Annotated in this window: 23 protein-coding genes; 11 read left to right on the top strand and 12 right to left on the bottom strand. The window is 72.5% G+C overall.

Annotated features, from left to right (window positions below; translation table 11 throughout):
- The first annotated feature begins 136 nt into the window (after positions 1-136).
- Positions 137-3,835, top strand: a complete 3,699-nt coding sequence (locus tag ASC82_RS24575) for an amino acid adenylation domain-containing protein (RefSeq protein ID WP_056651999.1) — start codon at positions 137-139, stop codon at positions 3,833-3,835.
- Between the two features lie 19 nt (positions 3,836-3,854).
- Here ASC82_RS24575 and ASC82_RS24570 read toward each other — a convergent pair whose 3' ends face one another.
- Positions 3,855-4,397: a hypothetical protein gene (locus ASC82_RS24570; RefSeq protein WP_056651995.1), complete on the bottom strand. Its 543-nt coding sequence runs from the start codon at positions 4,395-4,397 to the stop codon at positions 3,855-3,857.
- Positions 4,385-5,380, bottom strand: a complete 996-nt coding sequence (locus ASC82_RS24565; RefSeq protein ID WP_056651992.1) for a WYL domain-containing protein — start codon at positions 5,378-5,380, stop codon at positions 4,385-4,387. Before ASC82_RS24565 ends, ASC82_RS24570 begins: the two co-directional genes overlap by 13 nt.
- 116 nt (positions 5,381-5,496) lie before the next feature.
- Here ASC82_RS24565 and ASC82_RS24560 point away from each other — a divergent pair, with 116 nt between their 5' ends.
- Complete coding sequence (locus tag ASC82_RS24560; protein ID WP_056651988.1) at positions 5,497-5,892, top strand: RidA family protein; 396 nt, start codon at positions 5,497-5,499, stop codon at positions 5,890-5,892.
- A gap of 71 nt (positions 5,893-5,963) precedes the next feature.
- Here the strand turns inward: ASC82_RS24560 and ASC82_RS24555 are convergent, their stop codons facing one another.
- Complete coding sequence (locus ASC82_RS24555) at positions 5,964-6,356, bottom strand: VOC family protein (protein WP_056652529.1); 393 nt, start codon at positions 6,354-6,356, stop codon at positions 5,964-5,966.
- A 190-nt stretch (positions 6,357-6,546) separates the two neighbouring features.
- Here ASC82_RS24555 and ASC82_RS24550 point away from each other — a divergent pair, with 190 nt between their 5' ends.
- From ASC82_RS24550 to ASC82_RS24540, 3 genes are read left to right on the top strand one after another with little or no spacing between them, the layout of a single operon-like run.
- On the top strand, positions 6,547-6,825 hold the full coding sequence (locus tag ASC82_RS24550) for a hypothetical protein (protein WP_056651985.1): 279 nt from the start codon (positions 6,547-6,549) through the stop codon (positions 6,823-6,825).
- Positions 6,826-6,885: 60 nt separating this feature from the next.
- Positions 6,886-7,194, top strand: coding sequence for a DUF2087 domain-containing protein (locus ASC82_RS24545; protein ID WP_056651981.1), 309 nt, complete (start codon positions 6,886-6,888; stop codon positions 7,192-7,194).
- Positions 7,191-7,802: a LysE family transporter gene (locus ASC82_RS24540; protein ID WP_056651978.1), complete on the top strand. Its 612-nt coding sequence runs from the start codon at positions 7,191-7,193 to the stop codon at positions 7,800-7,802. The genes ASC82_RS24545 and ASC82_RS24540 overlap by 4 nt, the downstream gene beginning before the upstream one ends.
- A gap of 22 nt (positions 7,803-7,824) precedes the next feature.
- Here the strand turns inward: ASC82_RS24540 and ASC82_RS24535 are convergent, their stop codons facing one another.
- Positions 7,825-8,238 carry a DUF2690 domain-containing protein gene (locus tag ASC82_RS24535; RefSeq protein WP_056651976.1) on the bottom strand — a complete coding sequence of 138 codons (414 nt, stop codon included), beginning with the start codon at positions 8,236-8,238 and terminating at the stop codon, positions 7,825-7,827.
- Between the two features lie 276 nt (positions 8,239-8,514).
- On the opposite strand from ASC82_RS24535, the gene ASC82_RS24530 reads away from it, so the two are divergent.
- Positions 8,515-9,798 (top strand): amino acid permease, encoded by a 1,284-nt coding sequence (locus ASC82_RS24530; RefSeq protein WP_079039471.1) that lies wholly within the window; start codon positions 8,515-8,517, stop codon positions 9,796-9,798.
- Here the strand turns inward: ASC82_RS24530 and ASC82_RS24525 are convergent.
- The 3 genes from ASC82_RS24525 to ASC82_RS24515 form a co-directional block, all read right to left on the bottom strand.
- Positions 9,752-10,432, bottom strand: coding sequence for a TetR/AcrR family transcriptional regulator (locus tag ASC82_RS24525; RefSeq protein ID WP_056651969.1), 681 nt, complete (start codon positions 10,430-10,432; stop codon positions 9,752-9,754). The two genes, ASC82_RS24530 and ASC82_RS24525, sit on opposite strands and share 47 nt — an antisense overlap.
- Positions 10,433-10,515: 83 nt before the next feature.
- Positions 10,516-11,019 carry a cupin domain-containing protein gene (locus tag ASC82_RS24520; RefSeq protein WP_056651966.1) on the bottom strand — a complete coding sequence of 168 codons (504 nt, stop codon included), beginning with the start codon at positions 11,017-11,019 and terminating at the stop codon, positions 10,516-10,518.
- 71 nt (positions 11,020-11,090) lie between these two features.
- Positions 11,091-12,194 (bottom strand): MFS transporter, encoded by a 1,104-nt coding sequence (locus tag ASC82_RS24515; RefSeq protein ID WP_056651962.1) that lies wholly within the window; start codon positions 12,192-12,194, stop codon positions 11,091-11,093.
- 128 nt (positions 12,195-12,322) lie between these two features.
- On the opposite strand from ASC82_RS24515, the gene ASC82_RS24510 reads away from it, so the two are divergent.
- On the top strand, positions 12,323-12,928 hold the full coding sequence (locus ASC82_RS24510) for an NADPH-dependent FMN reductase (RefSeq protein ID WP_056651959.1): 606 nt from the start codon (positions 12,323-12,325) through the stop codon (positions 12,926-12,928).
- Here ASC82_RS24510 and ASC82_RS24505 read toward each other — a convergent pair.
- Together ASC82_RS24505 and ASC82_RS24500 are read right to left on the bottom strand one after the other, a co-directional pair.
- Positions 12,892-13,827, bottom strand: a complete 936-nt coding sequence (locus ASC82_RS24505; protein ID WP_157863502.1) for an LLM class flavin-dependent oxidoreductase — start codon at positions 13,825-13,827, stop codon at positions 12,892-12,894. The genes ASC82_RS24510 and ASC82_RS24505 overlap by 37 nt on opposite strands.
- Positions 13,824-14,774 carry an NmrA/HSCARG family protein gene (locus ASC82_RS24500; RefSeq protein WP_056651956.1) on the bottom strand — a complete coding sequence of 317 codons (951 nt, stop codon included), beginning with the start codon at positions 14,772-14,774 and terminating at the stop codon, positions 13,824-13,826. Before ASC82_RS24500 ends, ASC82_RS24505 begins: the two co-directional genes overlap by 4 nt.
- A gap of 122 nt (positions 14,775-14,896) precedes the next feature.
- On the opposite strand from ASC82_RS24500, the gene ASC82_RS24495 reads away from it, so the two are divergent.
- Positions 14,897-15,481, top strand: coding sequence for a TetR/AcrR family transcriptional regulator (locus ASC82_RS24495; RefSeq protein ID WP_242427762.1), 585 nt, complete (start codon positions 14,897-14,899; stop codon positions 15,479-15,481).
- A gap of 108 nt (positions 15,482-15,589) precedes the next feature.
- Here ASC82_RS24495 and ASC82_RS24490 read toward each other — a convergent pair whose 3' ends face one another.
- Entirely contained in the window at positions 15,590-15,889 is a 300-nt protein-coding gene (locus ASC82_RS24490) for a hypothetical protein (protein ID WP_056651953.1), read from the bottom strand.
- A gap of 127 nt (positions 15,890-16,016) precedes the next feature.
- On the opposite strand from ASC82_RS24490, the gene ASC82_RS24485 reads away from it, so the two are divergent.
- Complete coding sequence (locus ASC82_RS24485) at positions 16,017-16,589, top strand: dihydrofolate reductase family protein (RefSeq protein WP_056651949.1); 573 nt, start codon at positions 16,017-16,019, stop codon at positions 16,587-16,589.
- 34 nt (positions 16,590-16,623) lie between these two features.
- Here the strand turns inward: ASC82_RS24485 and ASC82_RS24480 are convergent, their stop codons facing one another.
- Both ASC82_RS24480 and ASC82_RS24475 read right to left on the bottom strand, forming a co-directional pair.
- The gene (locus tag ASC82_RS24480) at positions 16,624-17,736 is read right to left on the bottom strand and encodes a hypothetical protein (RefSeq protein WP_056651946.1); all 1,113 of its coding nucleotides are present in this window, start codon (positions 17,734-17,736) and stop codon (positions 16,624-16,626) included.
- An 88-nt stretch (positions 17,737-17,824) separates the two neighbouring features.
- Positions 17,825-18,556: a PIG-L deacetylase family protein gene (locus tag ASC82_RS24475; protein WP_056651943.1), complete on the bottom strand. Its 732-nt coding sequence runs from the start codon at positions 18,554-18,556 to the stop codon at positions 17,825-17,827.
- Between the two features lie 167 nt (positions 18,557-18,723).
- Here ASC82_RS24475 and asnB point away from each other — a divergent pair, with 167 nt between their 5' ends.
- Complete coding sequence (asnB, locus tag ASC82_RS24470; RefSeq protein ID WP_056651940.1) at positions 18,724-20,574, top strand: asparagine synthase (glutamine-hydrolyzing); 1,851 nt, start codon at positions 18,724-18,726, stop codon at positions 20,572-20,574.
- A 316-nt stretch (positions 20,575-20,890) separates the two neighbouring features.
- Positions 20,891-22,009 carry a hypothetical protein gene (locus tag ASC82_RS24465; RefSeq protein WP_056651936.1) on the top strand — a complete coding sequence of 373 codons (1,119 nt, stop codon included), beginning with the start codon at positions 20,891-20,893 and terminating at the stop codon, positions 22,007-22,009.
- The last annotated feature ends 6 nt before the right edge of the window (positions 22,010-22,015 follow it).

The raw sequence follows: 22,015 nt of genomic DNA, 5'->3' as shown, positions 1-22,015 counted from the left end.
TGCTGGGCGGCGCCTACCCCCGTGTGCCCACCCGTCCCGCCCCAGCGGAACGACTGCCCACAACGGGGGTGGGCACCGCCCAGTCCACAACGGTTGGGCACCGTCCAGACCGCGGACCCGCAGACGAAGGGAAGCCATGTTCACGCTCGACCGTCTCCTCCGCGCCGAGGCCCACGCGCGCCCCGACGAAACCGCCGTCGTGTTCGACGACGAGACGCTGACCTTCCGCGAGCTGGCGGAAGGCGCGGCCGTTCTCGCGGCACATCTCCGGAGCCTCGGGGCGACCGCCGACACCCGGATCGGTGTGCACGTCGATCCCTCGCTGGAGCTGGTCATCGGCGCGTGGGGCGTCGTCTGTTCCGGTGCCGCCTACGTCCCGCTCTCCCCGGAGTACCCCGAGGAGCGGCTCCGTTACATGATCGAGGACAGCGGCGCCCGCATCGTCTTCACGCAGGAACGCTTCAGCGCCCGCGTCGCCGAGCTCGCCCCGCCCGGGACGACCGTCGTCACCCTCAAGGACGCCGTCCAGCACGCCTGGCGCACGGCCGGCGAGGAACCCGAGCCGTACGCCGTCGCCGACACCGACCTCGCGTACGTCATCTACACCTCCGGCTCCACGGGCAGACCGAAGGGCGTCATGATCGAGCACCGTTCGATCGTCGCCCAGATGCGCTGGATGGCCGCCGAGCATCGACTCGGCCCGGCGGAGACCGTCTTACAGAAGACGCCGATGAGTTTCGACGCCGCCCAGTGGGAGATCCTCGCCCCCGCCGTCGGCGCCCGCGTGGCCGTCGGGCCGCCCGGCGTCTACCGGGATCCCGAGGCCCTGATCGATACCGTCCGCGCGCACGGCGCGACGATGCTCCAGGGCGTGCCGACCCTCCTCCAGGCCCTGGTCGACACCGAGCGCCTCGCCACCTGCACGTCCCTCCGCCGGGTCTACTCGGGCGGCGAGATCCTCTCCCGGAACCTCGCGGCGCAGCTCCTCGCCGAGTTGCCGGACGCCGAGCTGATCAACCTCTACGGCCCCACCGAGTGCACGATCAACGCCTCCTCGCACACGGTGGACCGCGAGACCCTGTCCAAAAGCCCGTCTGCGATACCCATCGGCAGACCGGCGCACGACACGACCTTCCACATACGCGACGGCGAGCTGTGCATCGGCGGGGTCCAGGTGGCGCGGGGGTACCTGGACCGGCCGGAGCTCACCGCCGAACGCTTCGTCACCACCGACACCGGCGAGCGCCTCTACCGCACGGGCGACCTGGCCCACTGGAACGAGGACGGCACCGTCCAGTTCGCGGGCCGCGCCGACAACCAGATCAAGCTGCGCGGCTTCCGCGTCGAGCTGGACGAGATCGCCCTCGCCATCGAGAACCACGACTGGGTGAAGAACGCGGCGGTCATCGTCAAGAACGAGCCCCGCACCGGCTTCCAGAACCTCGTCGCCTGCGTCGAGCTCTCCCCGAAGGAAGCCGCCCTGATGGACCAGGGCAACCACGGCGCCCACCACCAGTCCAAGGAGTCGAAGCTCCAGGTCAAGGCCCAGCTCTCCAACGCCGGCACCCGCGACGACGCCGACCTGGCCGGCCGCCCGGCCGTCGCCCTCCCGGGCCGCACCCCGACGGCCCGCATGCGCCGCACGGTCTTCGCCCGCAAGACGTACCGCTTCTACGAGGGAGGCGAGGTCACCCGCGCCGACGTCCTGGCGGCCCTGGCCCGCCGCCCCGAGGGCATCGGCTCCCGCCGGGTCGGCAGCCTCACCCTGGCCGACCTGGGTGAACTGCTGCGCTGGTTCGGCCAGTTCACGAGCGAGGAGCGGCTCCTCCCGAAGTACGGCTACGCCTCGCCCGGCGCGCTGTACGCCACGCAGCTGTCCGTGGAGGTGCGCGGCATCGCGGGCCTGGACCCGGGCACGTACTACTACCACCCGGTCCGCCACCAGCTGTACCTGACGGGCGAGCTCCCCGCCTCCGGTGAACCGGCCTCGCTCCGCTTCTCCTTCCACGGCAAGCGGTCCGCCATCGAGCCGGTCTACAAGAACAACATCCAGGAGGTCCTGGAGATCGAGACGGGCCACATGGTCGGCCTCTTCGAGGAGATCCTCCCGGGCTACGGCCTCGACATCCGCCCCGCCGACGACGGCACCTTCGAGGTGATCCCGTACGACGCGGAGGCCCCCGGGACCGACCCGGAGGTGGACGTCTATGTCCAGTCCCACGAGGGGGGCGGGATGCCGGACCTCCCGGCCGGTCAATACGCCTACTGCGACGGCGACTTGACTCTTCTCTCCCCCTCCCTCGTCGAGAAGAAGCACGTGATCGCCATCAACCAGGCGGTCTATGAGCGGGCCTCCCTCGGCATCACGGTGGTCAGCCGCACGCAGGACGTCCGGCGCGCCTATGTCGACCTGGGTCGCGCGCTCCAGCGCCTCCAACTCGGCGATCACGGCCTGGGGTTCATGTCCTCCGGCTACAGCTCGAAGTCGGGCCACCCGCTGCCGGCGGCCCGCCGCATGGACGAGATCCTCACGGCGGCGAACCGGCCGACGGGTCCCTCGTACTTCTTCGTCGGGGGCAGGGTCAGCGAGGAGCAGCGGCTCAGCGAGGGCATGTACGAGGACACGGTCCACATGAAGGGCCCGGCGGAGATGATCCGCGACGACCTCGTCCACCACCTGCCGGACTACATGATCCCGAACCGGGTCGTGGTCCTGGACCGGCTGCCCCTGTCGGCGAACGGCAAGGTGGACGCGAAGGCGCTCGGCGACCTGGCCGTGGTCAACGCCGGCCTGCACGGCCGCCCGCACGTCCTGCCGAGGACGCGCACGGAGGGCAGGCTCGCGGAGATCTGGGCGGCGGCGCTCAAGTACGAGGAGGTCGAGGCGGTCTCCGTCCTGGACGACTTCTTCGAGTCGGGCGGCAACTCGCTCATCGCCGTCGCCCTGATCACGCGCATCAACCGCGAGTTCGGCGCGCGGCTCCCGCTCCAGATCCTCTTCGAGTCGCCGACGATCGAGAAGCTCGCCCACCGGGTGGACGGCGCCGCCGCGGCCCCCGCCTCCCGGCTCGTACGGCTGCACGCGGCCGGCGCGCGGTCCCCGGTGTACTGCTGGCCGGGTCTCGGCGGCTACACGATGAACCTGCGGCACCTGGCCGAGGGGATCGGCATCGACCGCCCGGTCTACGGGGTGCAGGCCTACGGCATCAACCGGGGCGAGGAGCCGTACGCCACGATCCGCGAGATGGCGGCGGCCGACGTCGCCGCGATCCGCCGCCGCCAGCCCACCGGCCCGTACACCCTCTGGGGCTACTCCTTCGGCGCCCGGGTGGCCTTCGAGTCGGCGCACCTCCTGGAGGCGGCGGGGGAGCAGGTGGAGAACCTCTTCCTCATCGCCCCCGGCTCGCCGAAGGTCCGCTCGTCGGAGTCGGGCGGTGCCTCGTACGAGAACCCGGCGTTCGTGACGATCCTCTACTCGGTCTTCGCGGGCGAGATCGACCCGACGGTGACGGCGGAGGACCGCATGTCCTTCGTCTCCCTCGTGGCGGACCGTTTCCCCTCCCTCGACCCGGACTTGATCGCCCGGATCGTCGCGATCGTCGAGGAGACCTTCGAGTTCACGTACACCTTCAAGGAACTCACGGAGCGTCACGTGACCTGCCCCGTCACCCTCTTCAAGGCGGAGGGTGACGACTACTCCTTCCTGGAGAACGTCGAGGGCTGGTCGACCCGGCCCCCGACGGTGGTGGAGCTCGACGCGGACCACTACAGCCTCCTGCGTCAGCCCGACCTGAAGGAACTCGTCAAGAAGATCCGCTACCGGCTTGGCGAGTAGCGGCGCCCCCGGGGGGCCGTCAGCGCTCGCGCCGCCGCTGCTTGCGGTTCGGGCGGTGCGGGCGTCCGAGGGTGTCGAGGGCGCCCACGGCGGCGCGGATGTGCTCCGGCTCGCGCGGCGACCTCCCGCCCGAGCACCACCAGGCGACCTCCCCGTCGGTCACGCGCGAATGCATGCCGAGGCCGTGCTCGCCGCAGACGGGCCACGCCTGCCAGAGGAGCTCGCTGACGGTCTCCTGCGCGGCGTCCGCGACGGAAGCCACGGCGTCGGCGAGGGACGCCACGGCGTCGGCGTGCCCGTTCTCCGCGTCCGCTTCCAGACAGTTGCCCTGCCACTCGCCGTTGGCCATGGTCACGTAGAGGTCCTCGCCGCGCGCCCCGTCGAGGCCGTCGCCGTCGTCCCACGCGGGGAGCGCCATCAGCCGCAAGGGCTCCTGGTCGGGCAGGGTCGCCGCGAGGTCCCGGTTGACCAGGCCGAGGGCCTCCTCCCACAGCGGGTACTCGCCGGGGAGGACGGGGCGGGGTCGCGTCGGATCGGGGAAGTAGGTGTTCACGTCGGGCATCCTTCTTCTCCTCGGGAATCTCCGTAGTGGGCGGCCATCGCGGCGGCGCGGGCGCGCAGGGACGTGCGCAGCGACTCCGGGGCCAGGGCTTCCGCGTCCGTGCCGAGCTGCCACAGCGCCCATTCGGCGTGCCACGCGTCCTGGAAGGTGACTTCGAGGCGCAGCTGGCCGTCCGCGTCGGGTTCCTCCGCGCGGACGGCCAGCGCCTTGTCCAGCAGGTCCTCCCGCCGGGCCGGCGCCACCCGCACCAGGACGGTGAGGTGGCCGTCGGCGAGGAACCGCGCGGACCGCTCCCGCCAGATCCGGTCGAGATCGACCCGCTCCGGCCGCTCCGCCGTCTCGGGGAGCTCCTCGGCGGCCCGCACCCGCGACAGCCGGTAGGTGCGGTCCTCGCCGGCTTTCGTGGCCAGCAGGTAGCCCCGGTCGCGGACGGTGACCAGGCCGATCGGGTCCACCGTCCGCCACTGCGGTGTCCCGTCGCCGGCCGCCTCGTAGTGGATGCGCAGCTTGTGCCCGGCGAGTACGGCGCGCCTGACCACGGCCATGGTGGTGTCGGGGACTTCGTCGGTGACCAGCCGGCGGGAGAGCAGGTCGGTCTCCGGTTCGACGAGGAAGCGCTGGGCCGCGTCGCTCGCGGAGGCCCGGTGGCTCTCCGGCAGCGCGTCGACCACCTTCCGCCGGGCCGAGGCGAGTGCCGATCCGAGGCCGAACACCCGCTCGCCGCGGGCGGTTCCGGCGGCGAGGAGCGCGAGGGCCTCGTCGTGGTTCAGCCCGGTGAGCTCCGTACGGAACCCGGGCAGCAACGCGAACCCGCCGTGCCTCCCGCGCTCGGCGTAGACCGGGACGCCGGCCGCGGACAGCGCCTCGATGTCGCGGAGGACGGTACGGGTGGACACCTCCAGCTCGCGCGCGAGCGTGTCCGCTGTCAGCCGGCCGCGCTGGCGGAGCAGCAGCACCAGGGAGACCAGCCGGTCGGCACGCATCCCGGAACCCTATGCGAATACATGACACAGGGTGTCGTGATGCGCTGCGAAATTCGTTCATGCGACGTCGATCGACGAAGCGAACAGAACGTAATGCAAGGGGAGTTGACGTGGCGATGGAACGTACGGCGATCAATCCGGTGACGTGGTCGCAAGCGCTGGGATTCCATCAGGGCGAGGTCGTCTCCGGGCACGCCAGGACCCTGTACATCTCGGGCCAGACCGCGACGAACGACGAGGGCAAGCCGCAGCATGACGGCGACATGGCCGGGCAGTTGGCGCTGAGCGTCGACAACCTGGAGGCGGTGCTCGGCGAGGCCGGGATGACCCTCGCGAACCTCGTCCGGCTCAACGTCTACACGACCGACGTCGACGCGCTCTTCCAGCACTACGGGGTGCTGGCGGCCCGGCTGGGCGCGGAGCGGGTGGCGCCGACGTCGACGATGCTCGGGGTGACGCGACTGGCGATCCCCGGCCTGCTGGTCGAGCTGGAGGGAACGGCCGTGGCGTGAGGCGGTGTGGCCGCCCTGCCGCTCTCCCTTCGGTTCGAACCGTGGGGAGAGCGGCAGGGGGCACTACGCGCTCAGTCCAGGCAGAAGATGTTGTCCTCGGGGTCGCCCATCACGATGATCCCCTCGTTCTCCTCGTCGGCGTCGAGCCGGTACAGCCGCTTCGCACCGAGAGCCTCAAGCCGGGCGCACTCCACTTCGAGCGCGGCCATGCGCTCGTCCCCGGTCAGGCCGGTTGCCGAACGGACGTCCAAGTGCAGGCGGTTCTTCGTGTCGGGCTTCGCGTCCGGGACCTTCTGGAAGTAGATCCGCGGCCCCTTGCCGTCCGGATCCGTGATGGCCGCCCAGTCGTTCGGGTGCTCGCCCTCCGGCGCCGGCGGAATCCGGTAGTCCAGCACCTCGGCCCAGAACTCCGCCTGCGCGCGCGGGTCGACGCAGTCGTAGGTCACCTGGATTTCCTTGGCCATGAAGTCTCCGTACGCCTCGAAACCTGTCGTGCCGGCCGGCCGCCGGAACGCGCCGGTCATCCTCGCACCGCGCCCCGCGATCCGCGCAGTGATTTTCGGCGTAGCCCGTTCGGGGTCGGCCGCCGTGCGGGGCGGGGGAGTGGCTGTTCTGCTGGTCGGGACCCCACCCCGTACCGGCAGGAGCAGCAGCATGGCCGTCATCGTCACCGTCGAGATCCCCGGCGGCACCAAGGAGCAGTACGAGGAGACCACGAGGCTCCTGGAAGCCGAGGAGTGGTTCCCGCCGGCCGGGTTCATCGCCCACGCGGCCGGGCCGGACGGGTCCGGTGGCTGGCGGGTCGTCGACTTCTGGGACTCGGAGGACGACTTCCTCGCGTTCGTGGAGAGGGCCCGGCCGATCTTCGACCGGAACGGCGTCCGGTCGATGCTGCCGACGGTGCAGGAAGCCGTGAACGTGATCCTGAAGTAGGGAGCGCCGCTCCCTAAAACCCTTTGCGGGGCGGGGGCGTGGCCGCCAGGCTTCCGTCCCATGACCAGTCATCCTTCCCGCCCCGTCGCGGACCTGTTCTCCGCCGACGGGCGCCTCAGGGCGATCCCGCGCAGGCCCGCCCGCCGCGAGGCGCTGCTCGCGCACCTCGCCGCGACCCTCTTCGACGCGGACCGGTCGTACCGTGAGTCCGAGGTCAACGACGCCCTGCGCACCGTCCACGAGGACTTCTCGGCACTGCGCCGCTACCTCGTGATCGGCGGCTTCCTCGCCCGGACGAAGGACGGCGCGGACTACCGCCGACAGCAGCGGTCCGGCACCCCCGAAGGCGCGATCCCCGCCGTCGCGTGACGACCGCGGTGGTGGCCGGCCTGCTGGCCGGCTACGGCATCGCGATCCCGGTCGGCGCCGTCGGCGCCCACCTGGTGGCGGTCGCGGCGCGTTCCCCCTGGCGTACGGGGGCGGGCGCGGCGCTCGGCATCGCCGCCGCGGACGGGCTGTACGCCCTGCTCGCGGTCCTCGGGGGCGCGGCCCTCGTCCCCCTCCTCGCTCCCGTGGCGGCCCCGCTGCGCTGGGCCTCGGCCGTGGTCCTGGTGATCCTGGCGGTCCACTCCACGGTGACGGCCGTCCGTGCGTACCGTGCGGGCCCGAAGACCGTCGAGACCGCGCCACCGGCGCCGCGCCGCGCGTTCCTCACCTTCCTGGGGATCACGATCCTGAACCCCATGACGGTGGTCTACTTCACGGCCCTCGTCCTCGGCGGGCACTCGACGACGGGTGCGGCGGAGGCGACGGCCTTCGTCGTCGCCGCCTTCGCGGCCTCGGCGAGCTGGCAGCTCCTCCTCGCCACCGGCGGCACCCTCCTCGGCCACCTCGTCACGGGTCCTCGCGGCCGTCTGACGACGGCCCTGGCCTCGGGGCTGCTGATCGCGGCGCTGGCGGTGGGTCTTGTGATGTGACGGAGGACCGCCGGGACCGCCGTCAGTACCAGTCGGTGGTCGCGACACCGCCGCCGTCCATCGTCTCCATCGCCTGGGCGGTGATGCCCGCGTCGTTCACCATGGTGGTCCACCCCTTGGACCAGGCGGGGACCGAGGTCCAGGCGTAGTCGCCGTCGGTGTTGTGGACGTTGACGGTCGACCCGTTGGACTGGTTCGTCTTCCGTGCCCAGACGGCGCGGCAGGTTGGGCTGTACCGCAGCTCCACCCCGGTCCAGCCGGTGGCGACGGTCCGCGCGTCGTTCTGGCAGACGGTCGTGCCGGGGTCCTTGCCGTTGCAGCCCGCGGCGTAGCAGCTCGTCGCCGCCGAGGCGGGGGAGGCCACCCCCAGGATTCCGGTGGCGGTCAGTGCGGCCGCTCCGCCGAGCGTGACGATCTTCCTCGTCAGTGGACGCATGGCCCTCTTCCCTTCGCGCGGAACCGAGGCGGAGGGTGTTCCTTCGCCGGGTCTCGTTTCCGTCCGGTGGTGAGCACCCTCCCGGCCCGGAGCAACGGTCTGCCAACGGACGAGCAACGACGGGCAGTGGCACCCCCCCCGCGATGTCTCAGCGTCCGGAACCGGTTTGATTCAGGGCGGATCAGCAGGGAAGCTCCTGCGCTGATCGTCTGAATTTCGGGGGGAATCGTGACAGAGCAGGTACTCGGCGCGGGGCTGCGGCAGCGGCATCTGGCCATGATCGCGTTGGGCGGGGCCATCGGGGCCGGGCTCTTCGTCGGCTCCGGTTTCGGGATCGCGGCTGCCGGGCCCGGGATCCTCGTCTCGTACGGGATCGCCGGCGTCCTGACCGTGCTGGTGATGCGCATGCTGGGGGAGATGTCGGCGGCCCGCCCGGTCACCGGCTCCTTCGCCGAGCACGCGCGGTCGGCGTTCGGGCCGTGGGCCGGGCTCCTCGCCGGGTGGATGTACTGGGCGCTGCTCGTCGTGAGCGTCGCCGCCGAGGCCGTCGGCGCGGCGCACATCGTCGAGGGCTGGGTCCCGGCCGTGCCCGGCTGGGCGTGGGTGGCCGTCTTCATGACCGTGTTCACCGCGAGCAACCTCGGCGGCGTCCGGAACTTCGGCGAGCTGGAGTTCTGGTTCGCCGGCCTCAAGATCGCCGCGATCTGCGGTTTCCTCGTCCTCGGCGCCGTCGTGCTCGCGGGCCTCCTGCCCGGTCACCCCTCGCCCGGGACCGCGCACCTCACCGGCGACGGCGGCTTCCTGCCGCACGGCTGGTACGGCGTCGCCGTCGGCATGGTCGCGGCCGTCTTCGCCTTCGGCGGCCTGGAGACCGTGACCATCGCCGCGGCCGAGTGCGACGACCCGGTCCGCGCGGTCCGTTCCGGCGTACGGGCCGTCATGTGGCGGGTCGCCGTCTGCTACCTCGGCTCGATGGCGGTGATCGTCGCCCTCGTCCCGTGGAACGACCCCGCCGTGGCCGACGGCCCGTACGCCGCCGTCATGGCCCGCATCGGCGTCCCCGGCGCCGCCGACCTCATGAAGGCGGTCGTCCTCGTCGCGCTGCTGTCCGCGATGAACGCCAACATCTACGGCTCCTCGCGCATGCTGTTCGCCCTCGTGGGCCGCGGCGACGCACCCCGCACGCTCGGCCGGCTGCGTACGGGAGTCCCGTACGCGGCCGTCCTCGCCTCCGCCGCCTTCGGCTTCGTCTCGGTCGTCCTCAGCCTGCTCTGGCCGCGCACGGTCTTCCCGTTCCTGCTCAACTCGATCGGCGCCGCGATCCTCGTCGTCTGGGCGCTGATCGCCGCCTCCCACCTGCGCCTGCACGGCCCGTCCGTACGGTCCGTCGTCGCCCTCGCGGGGATCGGCGGGGTGCTGCTCTTCATGCTGGGCGACGCGGCGAGCCGCACCCAGCTCCTGACCACGGGGGCGTGGGCGGCGGGCCTGCTGGTGTGGGCCCGGTTCAGGAGCGTCAGGCGGTCGCGTACCGCGCCAGGAACAGATCCACTCCCGAGCTGATGACCCGCGTCAGCTCGGCGTCCTCGATCACCGCGTCGGGCGAGAAGGTACGCACGAGCTGCGGCACCCCCACCGTCACCGCGACGAGCTGCTGCACGGCGAGCTTCGGGTCCGGCGCGGCCAGGGCGCCGCGCGCGTTCAGCTCGGTGAAGGCCTCGACGAGCGGGCCGTTGTTCATGTCGTAGCTGACCCGGTACCAGAGCTGGCCGAGCTGCGGGAAACGGTCTATCTCGCCGATCACCAGGCGCCGCAGCGACATGATGTCGGGCCGCAGCAGGATCCGCGCCCAGTCGGTGGTGAGCCGGACGAGCGCGGCCCGCAGGTCGGGGGCGTCGGCGATGGTGGAGTTGGACGGCTCCAGGTCGGCGTACGTCTTCGGCAGGACACCGCCGATGACGGCGAGGAACAGGCGTTCCTTGCTGCCGAAGTGCTTGTAGATCGTCGCCTTGGAGACGCCGGATCCGCGGGTGATGGCGTCCATGGACGCCGCGGAGTACCCCTCGGCGAGGAACTCGGCGAGCGCGGCGTCGATGATCGCCTGGCGCTTGCGAGAGGCGGCGTCTGCGGGGTCCGGGATGATCGGGATCCCGTACTCGTCGGTGGCGCCCTGGGCGTCCTGTGCCTCGGCTCCCATGGCGGTGTCCTTAGCTGTGGTGGCGGGGGTCCGCCAGTATATGAACTGAACGGTTTGGTCTGCAAAGCTCGGCCCGACGTGACCTATACGAAGAAGCTGTCGTGGCGCTCGCAGAACTCGATCCGCTCGGCGTCGCTGAGGTCGGCCAGCTGCGTGATCGACTCGAAGTACTCCTCGCGGGGCGCGCCGGGGGCGAACAGCATGAGCATCGAGGCCGGTTCCGGGGCCTCGTTGCGGAAGGCGTGCAGGCCGCCGACGGGGACGTAGAGGTGGTCGCCGGAGGTGGCGGTGACCCACTGCTCCCCGTCGAACAGCCGCACGCTGCCGGAGAGGACGAAGAACGCCTCCGACATGGCCTTGTGGAAGTGGGTGCTCGGGCCGCCGGCCTCGGGCCCCATGTCCACGCGGTACAGGCCGTATTCGCCGTCCGTGGAGGTGTTGGTGGACAGGTAGTGGTACGCGGTGCCGCTGTCGCCGGAGCCCGAGACGAAGTCGGGCTCGGCGGTGGCGGGCCGGAAGCGGGCGGTGAGCTCGCCCTGTTCGCCGAAGTAGCGGGGGGCGGGGTAGGAGGGGTGGAGGAGGGACATGGGGAACTCCTGGGGTGCTTGGTGCTTGGTGCTCGGTGTGCGGTGTGCTGTGTGTGGGCTGAGGTTGGGGATCAGGCGCCTGTCAGAGCCTCCGCCAGGGCCGGGCCCGCCGCCACCCCGATGAGAAAGGCGAGGTTGAACAGCCCGATCGCGGTCCCGTGCCGTGCCTCCGGGAGCCGCCCGGTCGCCGGGCCGGTGAGCAGGCCCTGACCGCCGGCCGTGACGAGTGAGCTGGTCGCCGAGCCGATCAGGACCACCGCGGCCCAAGGCGCGAACGAGGCGAGGGCGGCGGCCGTCACGGAGCCCGCAGCGAGCAGGAGCCGTGTCCGGCGGGAGCCCAGGGCGGGGGCGGCGCGGACCAGCTGCCAGGAGAGGACGGCGCCGACCAGGGTGGCGATCGAGGCCGCCGCGCCGGTCTCGACACCGGTCCAGCCGGTGAGGTCGGCGACGCGGCGCGGAGCCGCGTACAGCAGGGCGAAGTTGACGGTGGAGAGCGCGAGCATGAGCCCGGCGGCGGCGCGGAAGCCGGGATCGCGCAGTACATCGAGGGGGAGCGCGGGGGTACGGGGCCGGTGCCCGCTCCCGGGCCCCGCCTCCGGCACGGCGCGGCCCGCGAGGCGCAGCGCCGGTATCAGGGCGAGCAGGCTGAGGAGCGGGAGCGCCAGGGCCGCGCGCCAGCCGAGGGCCCCGGCGACGGCGGCGCCGACGAAGAGGCCCGACGTGCCGCCGACGGCGCTGCCGATCGCGACGAGTCCGGGCGCCCGGCCCGTGCGGTCCCGGCCGGCGATCTGGAAGGCCGCGACGTTGAGGCCGGCCGCGCCCGCCGCCTCCAGGGCGCGCCCGGCGACGGTCAGCGGCAGGTTCGGGGCGGCGAGGGCGAGGGCCGCGCCCAGGACGAGGACGGCCGCGCCGGCCCGGACGGTCCCGGCGGGGCCGCGCCGCCCGCCGGCCGCGGACAGCAGGGGCGTACCGACCGCCATGCCGATCCCGTACGCGGTCAGCAGCCAGGCCGCCGTCCCCGGGGAGACGGCGAGTCCGCGGGCGGCCTCGGGCAGGGCCAGGGTCGGCCCGGAGACGCCCATCGCGGCGGGCGCGGCGAGCAGCGCGAGGACCAGGCCGCCGTAGGGGGCGGGGGCGGGGGTGGGGGCGCGTGCGGCGGTCTGGGGTGTGGCCATGCGTCGAATGAACTACACCATTCAGTTCACTGTCAAGACTGAACCGTTCCGTTGACAGACTGAACCGATCGGTTTAGCTTCTTGCTCGTCGAGATGCGACGACACGACATCCCACCCGAGGAGCCACCATGTCCACGTCCCCTTCCGCGTCCCCCGCCACGTCCCCGTCCACGATCCTGGCCATCTCCGGATCGCTCCGCGCCGACTCGCACAACACCCAACTGCTGCGCGCCGCCCAGAAGTTCAACACCGGCCAGGACATCGAGATCTACGAGGGCCTGCGCGAGATCCCGCCGTACGACCAGGACCTCGACACCCCCGAGCTGCGCCCCGCGGCCGTGAACGAGCTCCGCCGCCGCGTCCTGGAGGCGGACGGACTGCTCATCGCCACACCGGAGTTCAACTACTCCATCCCCGGCGTCCTCAAGAACGCGCTCGACTGGCTGAGCACCGACTGGACCCGCACCGAGGGCCTGCCCCTGAACCGCAAGCCCACCGCGATCCTCGGCGCCGCGCCCACCAACTTCGGCACCGTCCGCGCGCAGCTCGCGCTGCGCCAGGTCTTCGTCTGGACGGACAGCGACGTCGTCGTGAAGCCGGAGATCCACGTGTTCCGCTCGCACGAGCGCTTCGACGCGGAGGGCAACCTCACCGACGAGGTGACGATCGAGCTGCTCCAGCTCCTGCTGAACAACCTTCAGTCGAAGGTCGACGCGGCGAAGGCAGGTGCGTGACCGCCGGGTCGGAGCGGCAGGTGCGCGGCGAGTCGCTGCCACTGCCGTACGGACGGGGAGCCGGGTGCGGTGGTCACCAGATGGAGGCTGACGTGGTCGGCTCCCGCGTCGAAGTGTTCTTGGACGCGGCGGGCGATGTCCTCGGCGCGGCCGTGGGCCACCAGCGCGTCGACCAGCCGGCCGTCGAGCGCGTCGGGGTTCTCGTACCCGAGTCCGCGGAGCAGGCCGCGGCGGTTCGGCAGGGCGGCTTCAGCCGTGGTGCGGGCCGGATCGGTGGTGTCCGCGTGGCCGTCGCCCAGCACGCAGAGCTGTGTGACGGCCAGGAGGCCGTCGTCCCCGAGAGCGGTCCTGGCCGCGCGGGTGTACTCGACGGGCATGCCCAACACCGTCGCCCCTTCGGCGCGTTCGGCGGCGAGGGCGAGCATGTCGGGGTCCAGTGCGGCGAGTACGCGGCGCGGTGAGCCGGCCGCGCCGGGCGGCCCGAACGGGGCGCCGTCCAGCGCGTCGAGGTAGGCGCGCATGGCGACCGGGGCCGGGCCGAACCGGTGGCCGCGGACGTCCTGGGCCAGGCTCGGGTGGCTCTCCCACAGGCCGAGCAGGAATCGTCCGGGGAACGCCTCCTCCAGGGTGCGCTGCGCGGCGGCGGCCGTGACCGGGTCCCGGGCGTAGATGTCGGTCATGCCGGAGGCGACGGTGATGCGGCGGGTGGCCGCCAGGAGGATCGCGGCCTGTGCCATGGCCTCCCTCCCCGTGGTCTCGGGGAACCACAGCGTGCCGAAGCCGAGGCCCTCGATCGCGACGGCGGCCTCGCGGACCTCCCGTGTGGAGAGGTGGTCGAAGTTCCCCGCCCAGATCCCGATGCGACCGATGAGCTCGCGGCTGTGCGTGAGGGCGTTCACGCGTCCTGCCCGGCGGTGCGTACGGAGTCGGCGTACGGCGAATCGAGGAACGCGGCGATCCGGGACGCGCCGGTGCGCTCCAGCCACGTGCGGAAGTCCATCGTGCCGGGGTGGATCTCCCGGGTGGCGGAGACGTCCGCGCGGTAACCGTGTTCGTTGAGCCACTCGTTGGCGTAGGCGAAGTCCTCGCTCAGGGCCCGGATCGCGTCGATCGGGACCTGAACGTAGGGCAGCGTGATGCCGAGTGCCCGACCGATGGCCTCGGCGATCCGCACCGGCGTGAGTTCGTCCCCGGCCAGGGCGACGGCCCGGCCGATCCACTCCTCCGGCCGGGAGAACGCCAGCGCGGCGACGGCGCCGACGTCGTCGACGGCCATGAACTGCTGGGGAACCTCGGGCGCGAGCCCGGTCGACAGGTTCCCGTCGCGCAGCGCGTATCCGCCGGTGAGGTTCTCCATGAAGGACACCGGCCTCAAGATCGTGGCGGGCAGGCCGAGTTCGGCGATGTGCCGCTCGATCCGCCACTTGCTGACCAGGTTCGCCGGCAGCTTTTCGTCGAGATGCCGGTCCGCTCCGGCGACCGAGGTGAAGACGAGGTGCGCGATGCCCGCGGCGTGCGCGGCCTCGGCGACGTTCACCCCCCAGCGCACCTCGTCCTCGCTGGTGAAGTCCGGCGCCGTGCCGGGTGAGCCGACGGTGGGCTGGACGCTGAACAGGCCCCAGGCGCCCTCGGCCGCGGCGGTCAGGGAGTCGACGTCCTCCATCCGGGCCCGGACGGGCTGTGCGCCGGCCCGCGCCAGTGCCGTGGCCCGCGGCCCGTCCGGGTCGCGTGTCAGTGCACGGACCTGCCAGCCGTCGCGGAGCAGGTGGTGTGTCACGGCTCTGCCCTGGAGGCCGGTCGCACCCGCGACCGCGACGGTCCCCCGATGCGCCTTCACGTTCCTCATCACCCTCAACTCCCCTGCGTCCGTGCGGAAAGGGAGCCATCCCCGTAAGTGGGGTGGCCCTCCGTTTCTCGTTCGCTACGATATGGAGGACCACCCCGTTTAACAAGTCGTCAGGAGTGCCCGTGTCGAAGGACGCCGCCACCCCGCTCCGCCGGCCGATGCGGGCCGACGCGCGCCGCAACCTCGACAAGATCGTGGCCGCCGCCGGGGCCGTGATCGCCGAGCGCGGCGCCGAGGCCTCCCTGGAGGAGGTCGCCCGCCGGGCAGGGGTCGGCTCGGCCACCCTGCACCGCCACTTCCCCTCCCGGCAGGCTCTGTTGGAGGCGGTCTTCAAGGACCGGGTGGAGACGCTGTGCGCGAAGGCGGACGATCTCCTCGCCGACCCGGAAGCGGACCCGGGTCAGGCCCTGGCCACCTGGCTGCACGCCGTCGCCGCGCACGCCGTGGCCAACCGGGGACTGGGATCCTCGCTGATGCGCGACGCGGATCCGGCGCTGGGCGAGACCTGCCACGACATGATCACCACTGCCGGAGACGCCCTCCTCGCCCGCGCCCGGGCGGCGGGCGCCGTGCGCCCCGGGGTCACCGTCACCCGGCTCCTGAAGCTCGTCGGCGCCATCGCCCTCGCCACCGAGCGTGACGCCGACGGCCCTGCCGAGGCCGAACTCCTGCTGAGGCTCGCCATCGACGGCGTACGCACGCGCTGACGCCTCCCGCGCCTGCATCGACGCCTCCCGCGCCGCATCCGTCATGATCACGCCGTGGCGCCCACCAATCGGATCATCGGTGCCGCCTGGAGCAGTGAGCGGAAACGATCACCGCTTCAGGGCGGCCGCCCCCGTGACCGCCAGCCCCGCGACCACCAGGACCGCGCCCGCCGCGAGCACTCCCCGGCAGGAGCGGTACGAGAGGACCGACCAGCTCGAACGGGCGGACAGGAGCGAGCCGGCGCTCGCCCAGGAGCCGACGGAGCCGATGGACAGGGCCGAGCCGACCGAGCCGACGGAGAGGAACGAGCCGACCGAGCCGATCGACAGCGTCGAGCCGACCGACCCGACGGACAGGAACGAGTCCCGCGACCAGAGGGACAGGGATGAGTCGCACCGCATGGCCATACTCCGATCCTAGGCTTCGGCGGCGACCGATGAGTTTTCCCGAGGTCCGCGGTCATAGTGGGCAGTGGGCGCGCGGCGCCGAGAAACGAAGAGCAGTACCGAGTCACCGAGACACCGAGGGATCGACATGCGCACTCTGATCAGCACCGCCTTCATCTCGCTCGACGGCGTCGTGGAGGGCCCGGGCGGCGAGCCCGGCTACCGGAACTCCGGCTGGACCTTCAAGGACGTCGAGTTCCTGCCCGAGGCCTACGAGATCAAGGGCCGGGAGCAGAAGGAGGCCGCCGCGATGCTGCTGGGCCGGACGAGCTACGAGGCCTTCAGCCCCGTGTGGCCCGGCATGGAGGAGTTCGCCGACTACAAGGTGATGCCGAAGTACGTCGTCTCCACCACGCTCACCGAGGACGACCTCGTCTCGAACTGGGGCGAGACCACGATCCTGCGCTCCCTCGACGAGGTCGCCGCGCTGAAGGAGACCGAGGGCGGCCCGATCATCGTCCACGGCAGCGCCACCCTGAACCAGGCCCTCTCGGACGCGGGCCTGATCGACCGCTACCACCTGCTCGTCTTCCCGCTGCTCCTCGGCGCCGGCAAGCGGCTCTTCAGCACCACCGACAAGGACACCCAGAAGCTGAAGCTGGTCGAGCACGAGGTCTACGCCAACGGTCTGCAGAAGCAGGTCTTCGACGTCGTCCGCTGACGACTGCCCGCAGACCGCCGGCACAGGGGCTGAGTCAGTCCAGCCGGCCCAGGCGATCCCTGTTGGCCTCGTCGGTCTTCTGCTGGTCGGTGGAGATGCCGAGGACCAGGTCCCGCAGCGGACCGTCCAGGTGGTTGGCGAGCGCGCGGGTGGCGCCGTCGAGGTCGTCGAGCAGCGGGGCGTAGTCGGCGGTGATCGACGCGCCCAGGGAGCCGCCGGCGGAGAGCGTGTCCAGGTCGAACCGGGCGCGGGCGAGTGCCTGCGTCGTCCGGCCGTAGAGCTTCTCGGCGGCCGCGGCGAGGCTGTTGGCGGCGCGCTTGTGCTCGTCGTGGTCGAGGAAGATGTTCCACTGCCCCGCGTTCGTCCCCACCTGGGGGCTGCCGTGCTGCCCGCGCATCCCCGCGCTTCCGCCCGGACCGCCCACCCCGTCCCCTCCGCCCCCGTCGTCCCCGCGCATCCCCGAGCTGCCGCCGGCCGCACCTGCGATCCCCGCGGCGACACCGGCACCGACGCCGATGCCGTTGGCGACGCCGCCACCGGCGCCGATGCCGTTCGCGACGCCGCCACCGGCGCCGATGCCCCGGCCGAGGCCTCCCTCCGCGCCGCCCAGGAGGCCGGCGAGGGTGGAGGGGATGCTCCCGAGCGTGGCGACGTCCGGGTCGCCCTGCGCGCGGGCCGCGCCCGCCTTGGTCTCGGAGAGGGCCGTCTTCGCGTTCGCCTGGAGGTCCTGCCGGGTGATGTCGGCCTGCCGCTCCATGAGCATGGTGTGCTGGGCGTCGTTGGAGGCGCCGGAGCCCGAGGTCGAGAGGTGGGCGATCAGGTCCTGGGCCCGGTGCTTCCCGACGACGATGGTGTCGCCGGAGGCCTGGATCTCGGCGGCGATCGCGATGGCGGCCCTGGTCGTCTGACCGAAGTACGCGTGGACGCGGGACCAGTGCGCTTCGAGCGCCTTCAGCGCCTCGCCCTTGCCGCTGGAGACCAGGCGCTGGACGGCTTTGGTGGCGTCGGCCCCGTCGTTCTCCAGCGACGACGCGTACGAGCGCAGGCTGCCGTCTGCGGCGGAGGAGCCGTCCTCGTTCGCTTCGATCCAGGGCAGGGCGTACTGGTCGACGAGAGCTTGTTCGCCGGCCGTCGGTTCGATCGCCATGTCGGAACTCCCCCTGGTGTACCGAGTGTTGGGCGAAAACCGTCTCACGCACCCCGTGCCGCCACAAGAAGTCCGCGAGGCGCGCGGCTCAGTCGATGTGCACGATCTGGAAGGCCTCCGCCATCCGGCCCGGCGGCAGTCCGCCCGCCGTCGCGTGCTCGCCGAGCCAGTCGCGGAGCAGGCCGGCGAGGTCGTCGAAGTGGGCCGTCTGGGAGGTGTGGATGCGCAGTGCCTGGACCTTGCGTTCGAAGACCGGGGTGACGTCCACGTACTGGTTGGGGGTGGGGCCGGTCATCAGCCACAGCTCGTGGACGGTCCACGGCTCCAGGCCCTCCTCCTTGAGGAGCTCCGCGTGCGCGAAGGGGTTGCGGGCCTCGGGGTAGATGGCGCGCAGGCAGGCGTCCCCGACCGCGCGGTGGTCGGGGTGGAGGTCGGCGACGCGCGCCCAGTTGATCTCGGGGGAGGGGATGATGGCCCGCTGCGGGCGTACTTCGCGGATGACCCGGCACAGGTCGCGCCGCAGCTCGACGGAGGCCTCGACGAAGCTGTCGGGGTAGCCGAGGAAGCGGACGTCGGCGACGCCGCTGAGCTTCGCCGAGTGGACCTGCTCCGCGCGGCGCAGATCCGCCATCGCCTGCCGGGGGAGCTGTTCGTCGTAACCGCCGGCGCCGCCGTCCGTGACGATGCAGTACGTGACGCGGGTGCCGCGCTCGATCCACTGCATGACGGTGCCGCTGACGCAGAACTCGATGTCGTCCGGGTGCGCGGCCACGACCAGCAGGGATGCGGGTGCGCCGCGGCCCCTCTCGAAATCCTCCATGTCCCTCATGAGGCAAGCCTGTTGGGGTGGCGGGAGCGTCGCAAGGCCAACCCGTGGCGTGAACTGGACATGGCACTTACGCGCCATTCAAAAACTTGGTAGATTCAAATCATTGGGTGCGACCAGTGTGAGATGGACAGTGACTTCGGAATACGGAGGCGACCGCCATGTGCAGGATTCTCGGCACCATCGCCGCGGGAGCGGACCGCCCGGACCCCGCCGAGCTCGCGGCGGTCTCGGCCCGCCAGCGCCACGGCGGCCCCGACGAGCACCACGTGCTCACCGGGCCCGGCTGGTCGCTCGGCTGCGACCGGCTCGCCGTGACCGACCCGTGCGGCGGGCAGCAGCCCTACCGGCTGCCGCACCTCCCCGGCATCCTCGCCGTGCTCAACGGCGAGATCTACAACCACGCCGAACTGCGCCGCGCGCTCGCCGCCCGCGGCCACCGCTTCCCCGACCGCTGCGACGGCACCGTGCTCCCCGCGCTCTACGCCGAGTACGGCCCCGCCTTCGCCGAGCACCTCGACGGCATGTTCGCCGTCGCGATCCTCGACCTCCGACCCGGCAGCGCCCAACTCGTCCTCGCCGTCGACGACATGGGCATGAAGCCGGTGTACTTCCACCACGACCCGTACGACGGCTCCACCCGCTTCGCCTCCGAGATCCCCGCGCTCCTCGCCTTCGAAGGGGTACGGATCTCCCCGCGCGACGACGCCCTGGACACGGTCCTCGCCACGCGCACGCCGTTCTCGACGCACACGGCCCTCGACGGCGTGAGCGTGCTGCCGCCGGGAGCCACGGCGCTGGTACGCCCGGGATCGCCCCCGGTGGTACGACGCAGAGGCCCCCGGGCGGGCACCCCGGGAGGCACCACCCACGCGACCCACGCGACCCACGCCACCCCCGCCACCCATGACACGCAGGACATCCTGCGTCACGAGGTCCGGAGGCTCGCCCACGCCGAGGTGCCCGTCTGCGCGATCACCAGCGGCGGCCTCGACTCCGGCCTCGTCACCGCGCTCGCCGCCGAGCACGCCCGCGAGACCGGCGCGCCGCCGCTGCACACCTTCCACCTCACCTACCGGGGCAAGTGGCCCGACTCCGAAGCCGCGTTCGCCCGCTCCGTCGCACGCCGGGCCCGGACCGTCCACCACGAGGTCTCCGTCGACCCCGACGAGCTCTCCTCCCTCCTCACCCGGACCGTCCGCCACCTCGGCCAGCCCAACGCCGACCCCATCACCCTCTCCACGTACGCGCTCTTCCGCGCCGTCCGGCAGAACGGCTTCACCGTCGCGCTCGCCGGCGACGGCGCCGACGAACTCTTCGGCGGCTACGACCGGATGCGGGCCGCGCTGGCAGCGCCCGCCGGGGCGGACTGGGCCGGGGCGTACGCGGACGCCCTGTCGGCCGCGCCGCGGCTGCTCCGCGACCACCTCTACACGGCCAACTACCGCGCCCACATCGCCGATCAGGGCTCCGCCGCCGACCGCATCGAGCAGGAGCTGCGCTCCGCCGAGGCCGTCGGCGCGGACCGGCTCACCGCGATGACCGCCTTCGAGACGCGCTGGCGACTCCCCGCGTACCACCTGCGGCGCGTGGACCACCTGTCCATGGCGTGGGCGGTGGAAGCCCGGATGCCCTTCTGCCAGCCGTCGGTAGTAGCGCACGCGAGGGGGCTCCCGACCGCCGCACGGACGGGCAAGCGAGCACTGTACGAAGCGGGCACCGAGCTCCTCCCCGCAGGCGTCCTCCGCCGCCCCAAACAACCCTTCACGCTCCCGCTCGCGGCGATGCTCGCCCCCGGCAGCCCGCTCCTCGACACCGTCCGCGACCTCCTCTCCCCGGCCCGCCTCGTCCTCGGCGGCAAGGTCCGCGCCGACCGCGTCCAAAAACTCCTCACCCGCCACCTCGAACGCCCCTCCCACCACGACGCCCTGGCCCTCTGGGCCCTGGCCGTCCACGAACTCTGGACGGAGGTCGTACAGGGCATGCGAATCCCGGTGGGCTGTGCGGCCTGACCCCGAGGGCCCCGAACCACTGGGTGCTGCCGAGCCCTCCTGCGCCGCGCCGGGGCCCGCGCCCGAGCTGTGCCCCGCGCCTTCGCCCGGCTGCGCCTCGGGGGGCCTTCGCCCCGCCCGTGTGGGCAATCGTCCCGCTGGGGCGGGACGGGTGGGCACACGGGACGGCGCCCTTGGCGGCGCCCTCGCCCCCCTGTCCCGCACCACCGGAGCCCGCACCGTTCAGGACCCCGCACGTGGTCGTGGGCTACAGGGGGCGGAGGCGCCCGCGAAGGCGCCGTCCGTTGTGCCCACCCGTTCCGCCCCGGCGGAACGTATGCCCACAACGGCCGGGGCCCGGAACGGGCAGGCGCCCGCAACGGTCGGGGCCCGGAACGGTCAGGCGCCCGCGACGGATGAGGCCCGCATCGGGGCCCGGCGCGCCACGGCGCACCGCAGGGGCACCAGCTCCGCAGACACCGTCCTCGCCACCGTCGTCCGTGCCGAGGACGCCCCCGGTCCCACCCTCGTCCTGCGTCTCGACCAACTCCCCGTCGGGGCGCTCGCGCTCGGGGGCGAGTTGGCGCGATTGCGCCAGGCGCTCGCCGGGACGGCGTACGCGGACCTGCACAAGATCGCCCTGTACGGGCCCGCCATCCGTACCGGGACCGGTACCAGCGCCGGGCCCGCCATCCGTACCGGCCCCGGCACCGGGCCCGCCATCCGTACCGGCCGCGGCCCCGGCCCCACCCCCCGCCCCGATCTCGGCTACCGCTTCGTCCAAGCCCTCCCCGACCGCGCCTTCGACTTCCGGGCCGGCTGCGGTCATTCCCTCCTCGCCTGCGTCGTCGCGGACGGCCGCCCCGGACCCGTCACCGTCCATGCCGTGACCACCGGCGACACGGTGCTCAGCGAACGCGAGCCGCAGGACGGTGCGGCCGGCCACGCCTACACCCTCTCCTTCCTCAAGCCGCCGACCGCCCCCGGCACCCTCCCCACCGGTCGCCCCGTCGACGTCCTCCTCGGCGTGCCCGTCTCGCTCGTGCGGTACGGCAATCCGTACGTGTTCGTCGATGCCTGCCAATTCCCCGAAGACGAGGCCGCCCTCCGGCACCACCTCCTCGCCCTCCGCGCCGAGGCCGCCCGCGTCCTCGGGTATCCGCCCCGCTCCGCCCTCCCCAAGATCGCCGCCTTCGCCGCGGGACCCGAAGGGGTGGCCGTCCGGGCGCTCACGGTCGGCGGCTGGCATCCGCGGCTCGCGCTCACCGGGGCCGCCGCACTCGCCGCCGCCGGCGCGATCGACGGGACCGTCGTGCCCGCGCCGACCGGCCCCGTCCGCACCCCCGGCGGTACTGTGACCGTCTCCACCGCGCCGGACCGGGTGCGCGTCCACCACAAGCGGGCCACCGTCCTCGGGCGGCTGGAACTGCCGTGGCGTATCCACGCAACGGCGTGAACGCGC

It is taken from the genome of Streptomyces sp. Root431, assembly GCF_001426585.1.
GTDB classification, from domain to species: domain Bacteria; phylum Actinomycetota; class Actinomycetes; order Streptomycetales; family Streptomycetaceae; genus Streptomyces; species Streptomyces stackebrandtii.
Note: the sequence above shows the minus strand (reverse complement) of the source record. Positions and strands in the feature narration are given on the sequence as shown.

Coding starts and splice junctions, on each gene's coding strand:
- ASC82_RS24575 (WP_056651999.1), top strand. CDS start 137: ATGTTCACGCTCGACCGTCTCCTCCGCGCCGAGGCCCACGCGCGCCCC.
- ASC82_RS24570 (WP_056651995.1), bottom strand. CDS start 4,397: ATGCCCGACGTGAACACCTACTTCCCCGATCCGACGCGACCCCGCCCC.
- ASC82_RS24565 (WP_056651992.1), bottom strand. CDS start 5,380: ATGCGTGCCGACCGGCTGGTCTCCCTGGTGCTGCTGCTCCGCCAGCGC.
- ASC82_RS24560 (WP_056651988.1), top strand. CDS start 5,497: ATGGAACGTACGGCGATCAATCCGGTGACGTGGTCGCAAGCGCTGGGA.
- ASC82_RS24555 (WP_056652529.1), bottom strand. CDS start 6,356: ATGGCCAAGGAAATCCAGGTGACCTACGACTGCGTCGACCCGCGCGCG.
- ASC82_RS24550 (WP_056651985.1), top strand. CDS start 6,547: ATGGCCGTCATCGTCACCGTCGAGATCCCCGGCGGCACCAAGGAGCAG.
- ASC82_RS24545 (WP_056651981.1), top strand. CDS start 6,886: ATGACCAGTCATCCTTCCCGCCCCGTCGCGGACCTGTTCTCCGCCGAC.
- ASC82_RS24535 (WP_056651976.1), bottom strand. CDS start 8,238: ATGCGTCCACTGACGAGGAAGATCGTCACGCTCGGCGGAGCGGCCGCA.
- ASC82_RS24530 (WP_079039471.1), top strand. CDS start 8,515: ATGATCGCGTTGGGCGGGGCCATCGGGGCCGGGCTCTTCGTCGGCTCC.
- ASC82_RS24525 (WP_056651969.1), bottom strand. CDS start 10,432: ATGGGAGCCGAGGCACAGGACGCCCAGGGCGCCACCGACGAGTACGGG.
- ASC82_RS24520 (WP_056651966.1), bottom strand. CDS start 11,019: ATGTCCCTCCTCCACCCCTCCTACCCCGCCCCCCGCTACTTCGGCGAA.
- ASC82_RS24515 (WP_056651962.1), bottom strand. CDS start 12,194: ATGGCCACACCCCAGACCGCCGCACGCGCCCCCACCCCCGCCCCCGCC.
- ASC82_RS24510 (WP_056651959.1), top strand. CDS start 12,323: ATGTCCACGTCCCCTTCCGCGTCCCCCGCCACGTCCCCGTCCACGATC.
- ASC82_RS24500 (WP_056651956.1), bottom strand. CDS start 14,774: ATGAGGAACGTGAAGGCGCATCGGGGGACCGTCGCGGTCGCGGGTGCG.
- ASC82_RS24490 (WP_056651953.1), bottom strand. CDS start 15,889: ATGGCCATGCGGTGCGACTCATCCCTGTCCCTCTGGTCGCGGGACTCG.
- ASC82_RS24485 (WP_056651949.1), top strand. CDS start 16,017: ATGCGCACTCTGATCAGCACCGCCTTCATCTCGCTCGACGGCGTCGTG.
- ASC82_RS24480 (WP_056651946.1), bottom strand. CDS start 17,736: ATGGCGATCGAACCGACGGCCGGCGAACAAGCTCTCGTCGACCAGTAC.
- ASC82_RS24475 (WP_056651943.1), bottom strand. CDS start 18,556: ATGGAGGATTTCGAGAGGGGCCGCGGCGCACCCGCATCCCTGCTGGTC.
- asnB (WP_056651940.1), top strand. CDS start 18,724: ATGTGCAGGATTCTCGGCACCATCGCCGCGGGAGCGGACCGCCCGGAC.
- ASC82_RS24465 (WP_056651936.1), top strand. CDS start 20,891: ATGCCCACAACGGCCGGGGCCCGGAACGGGCAGGCGCCCGCAACGGTC.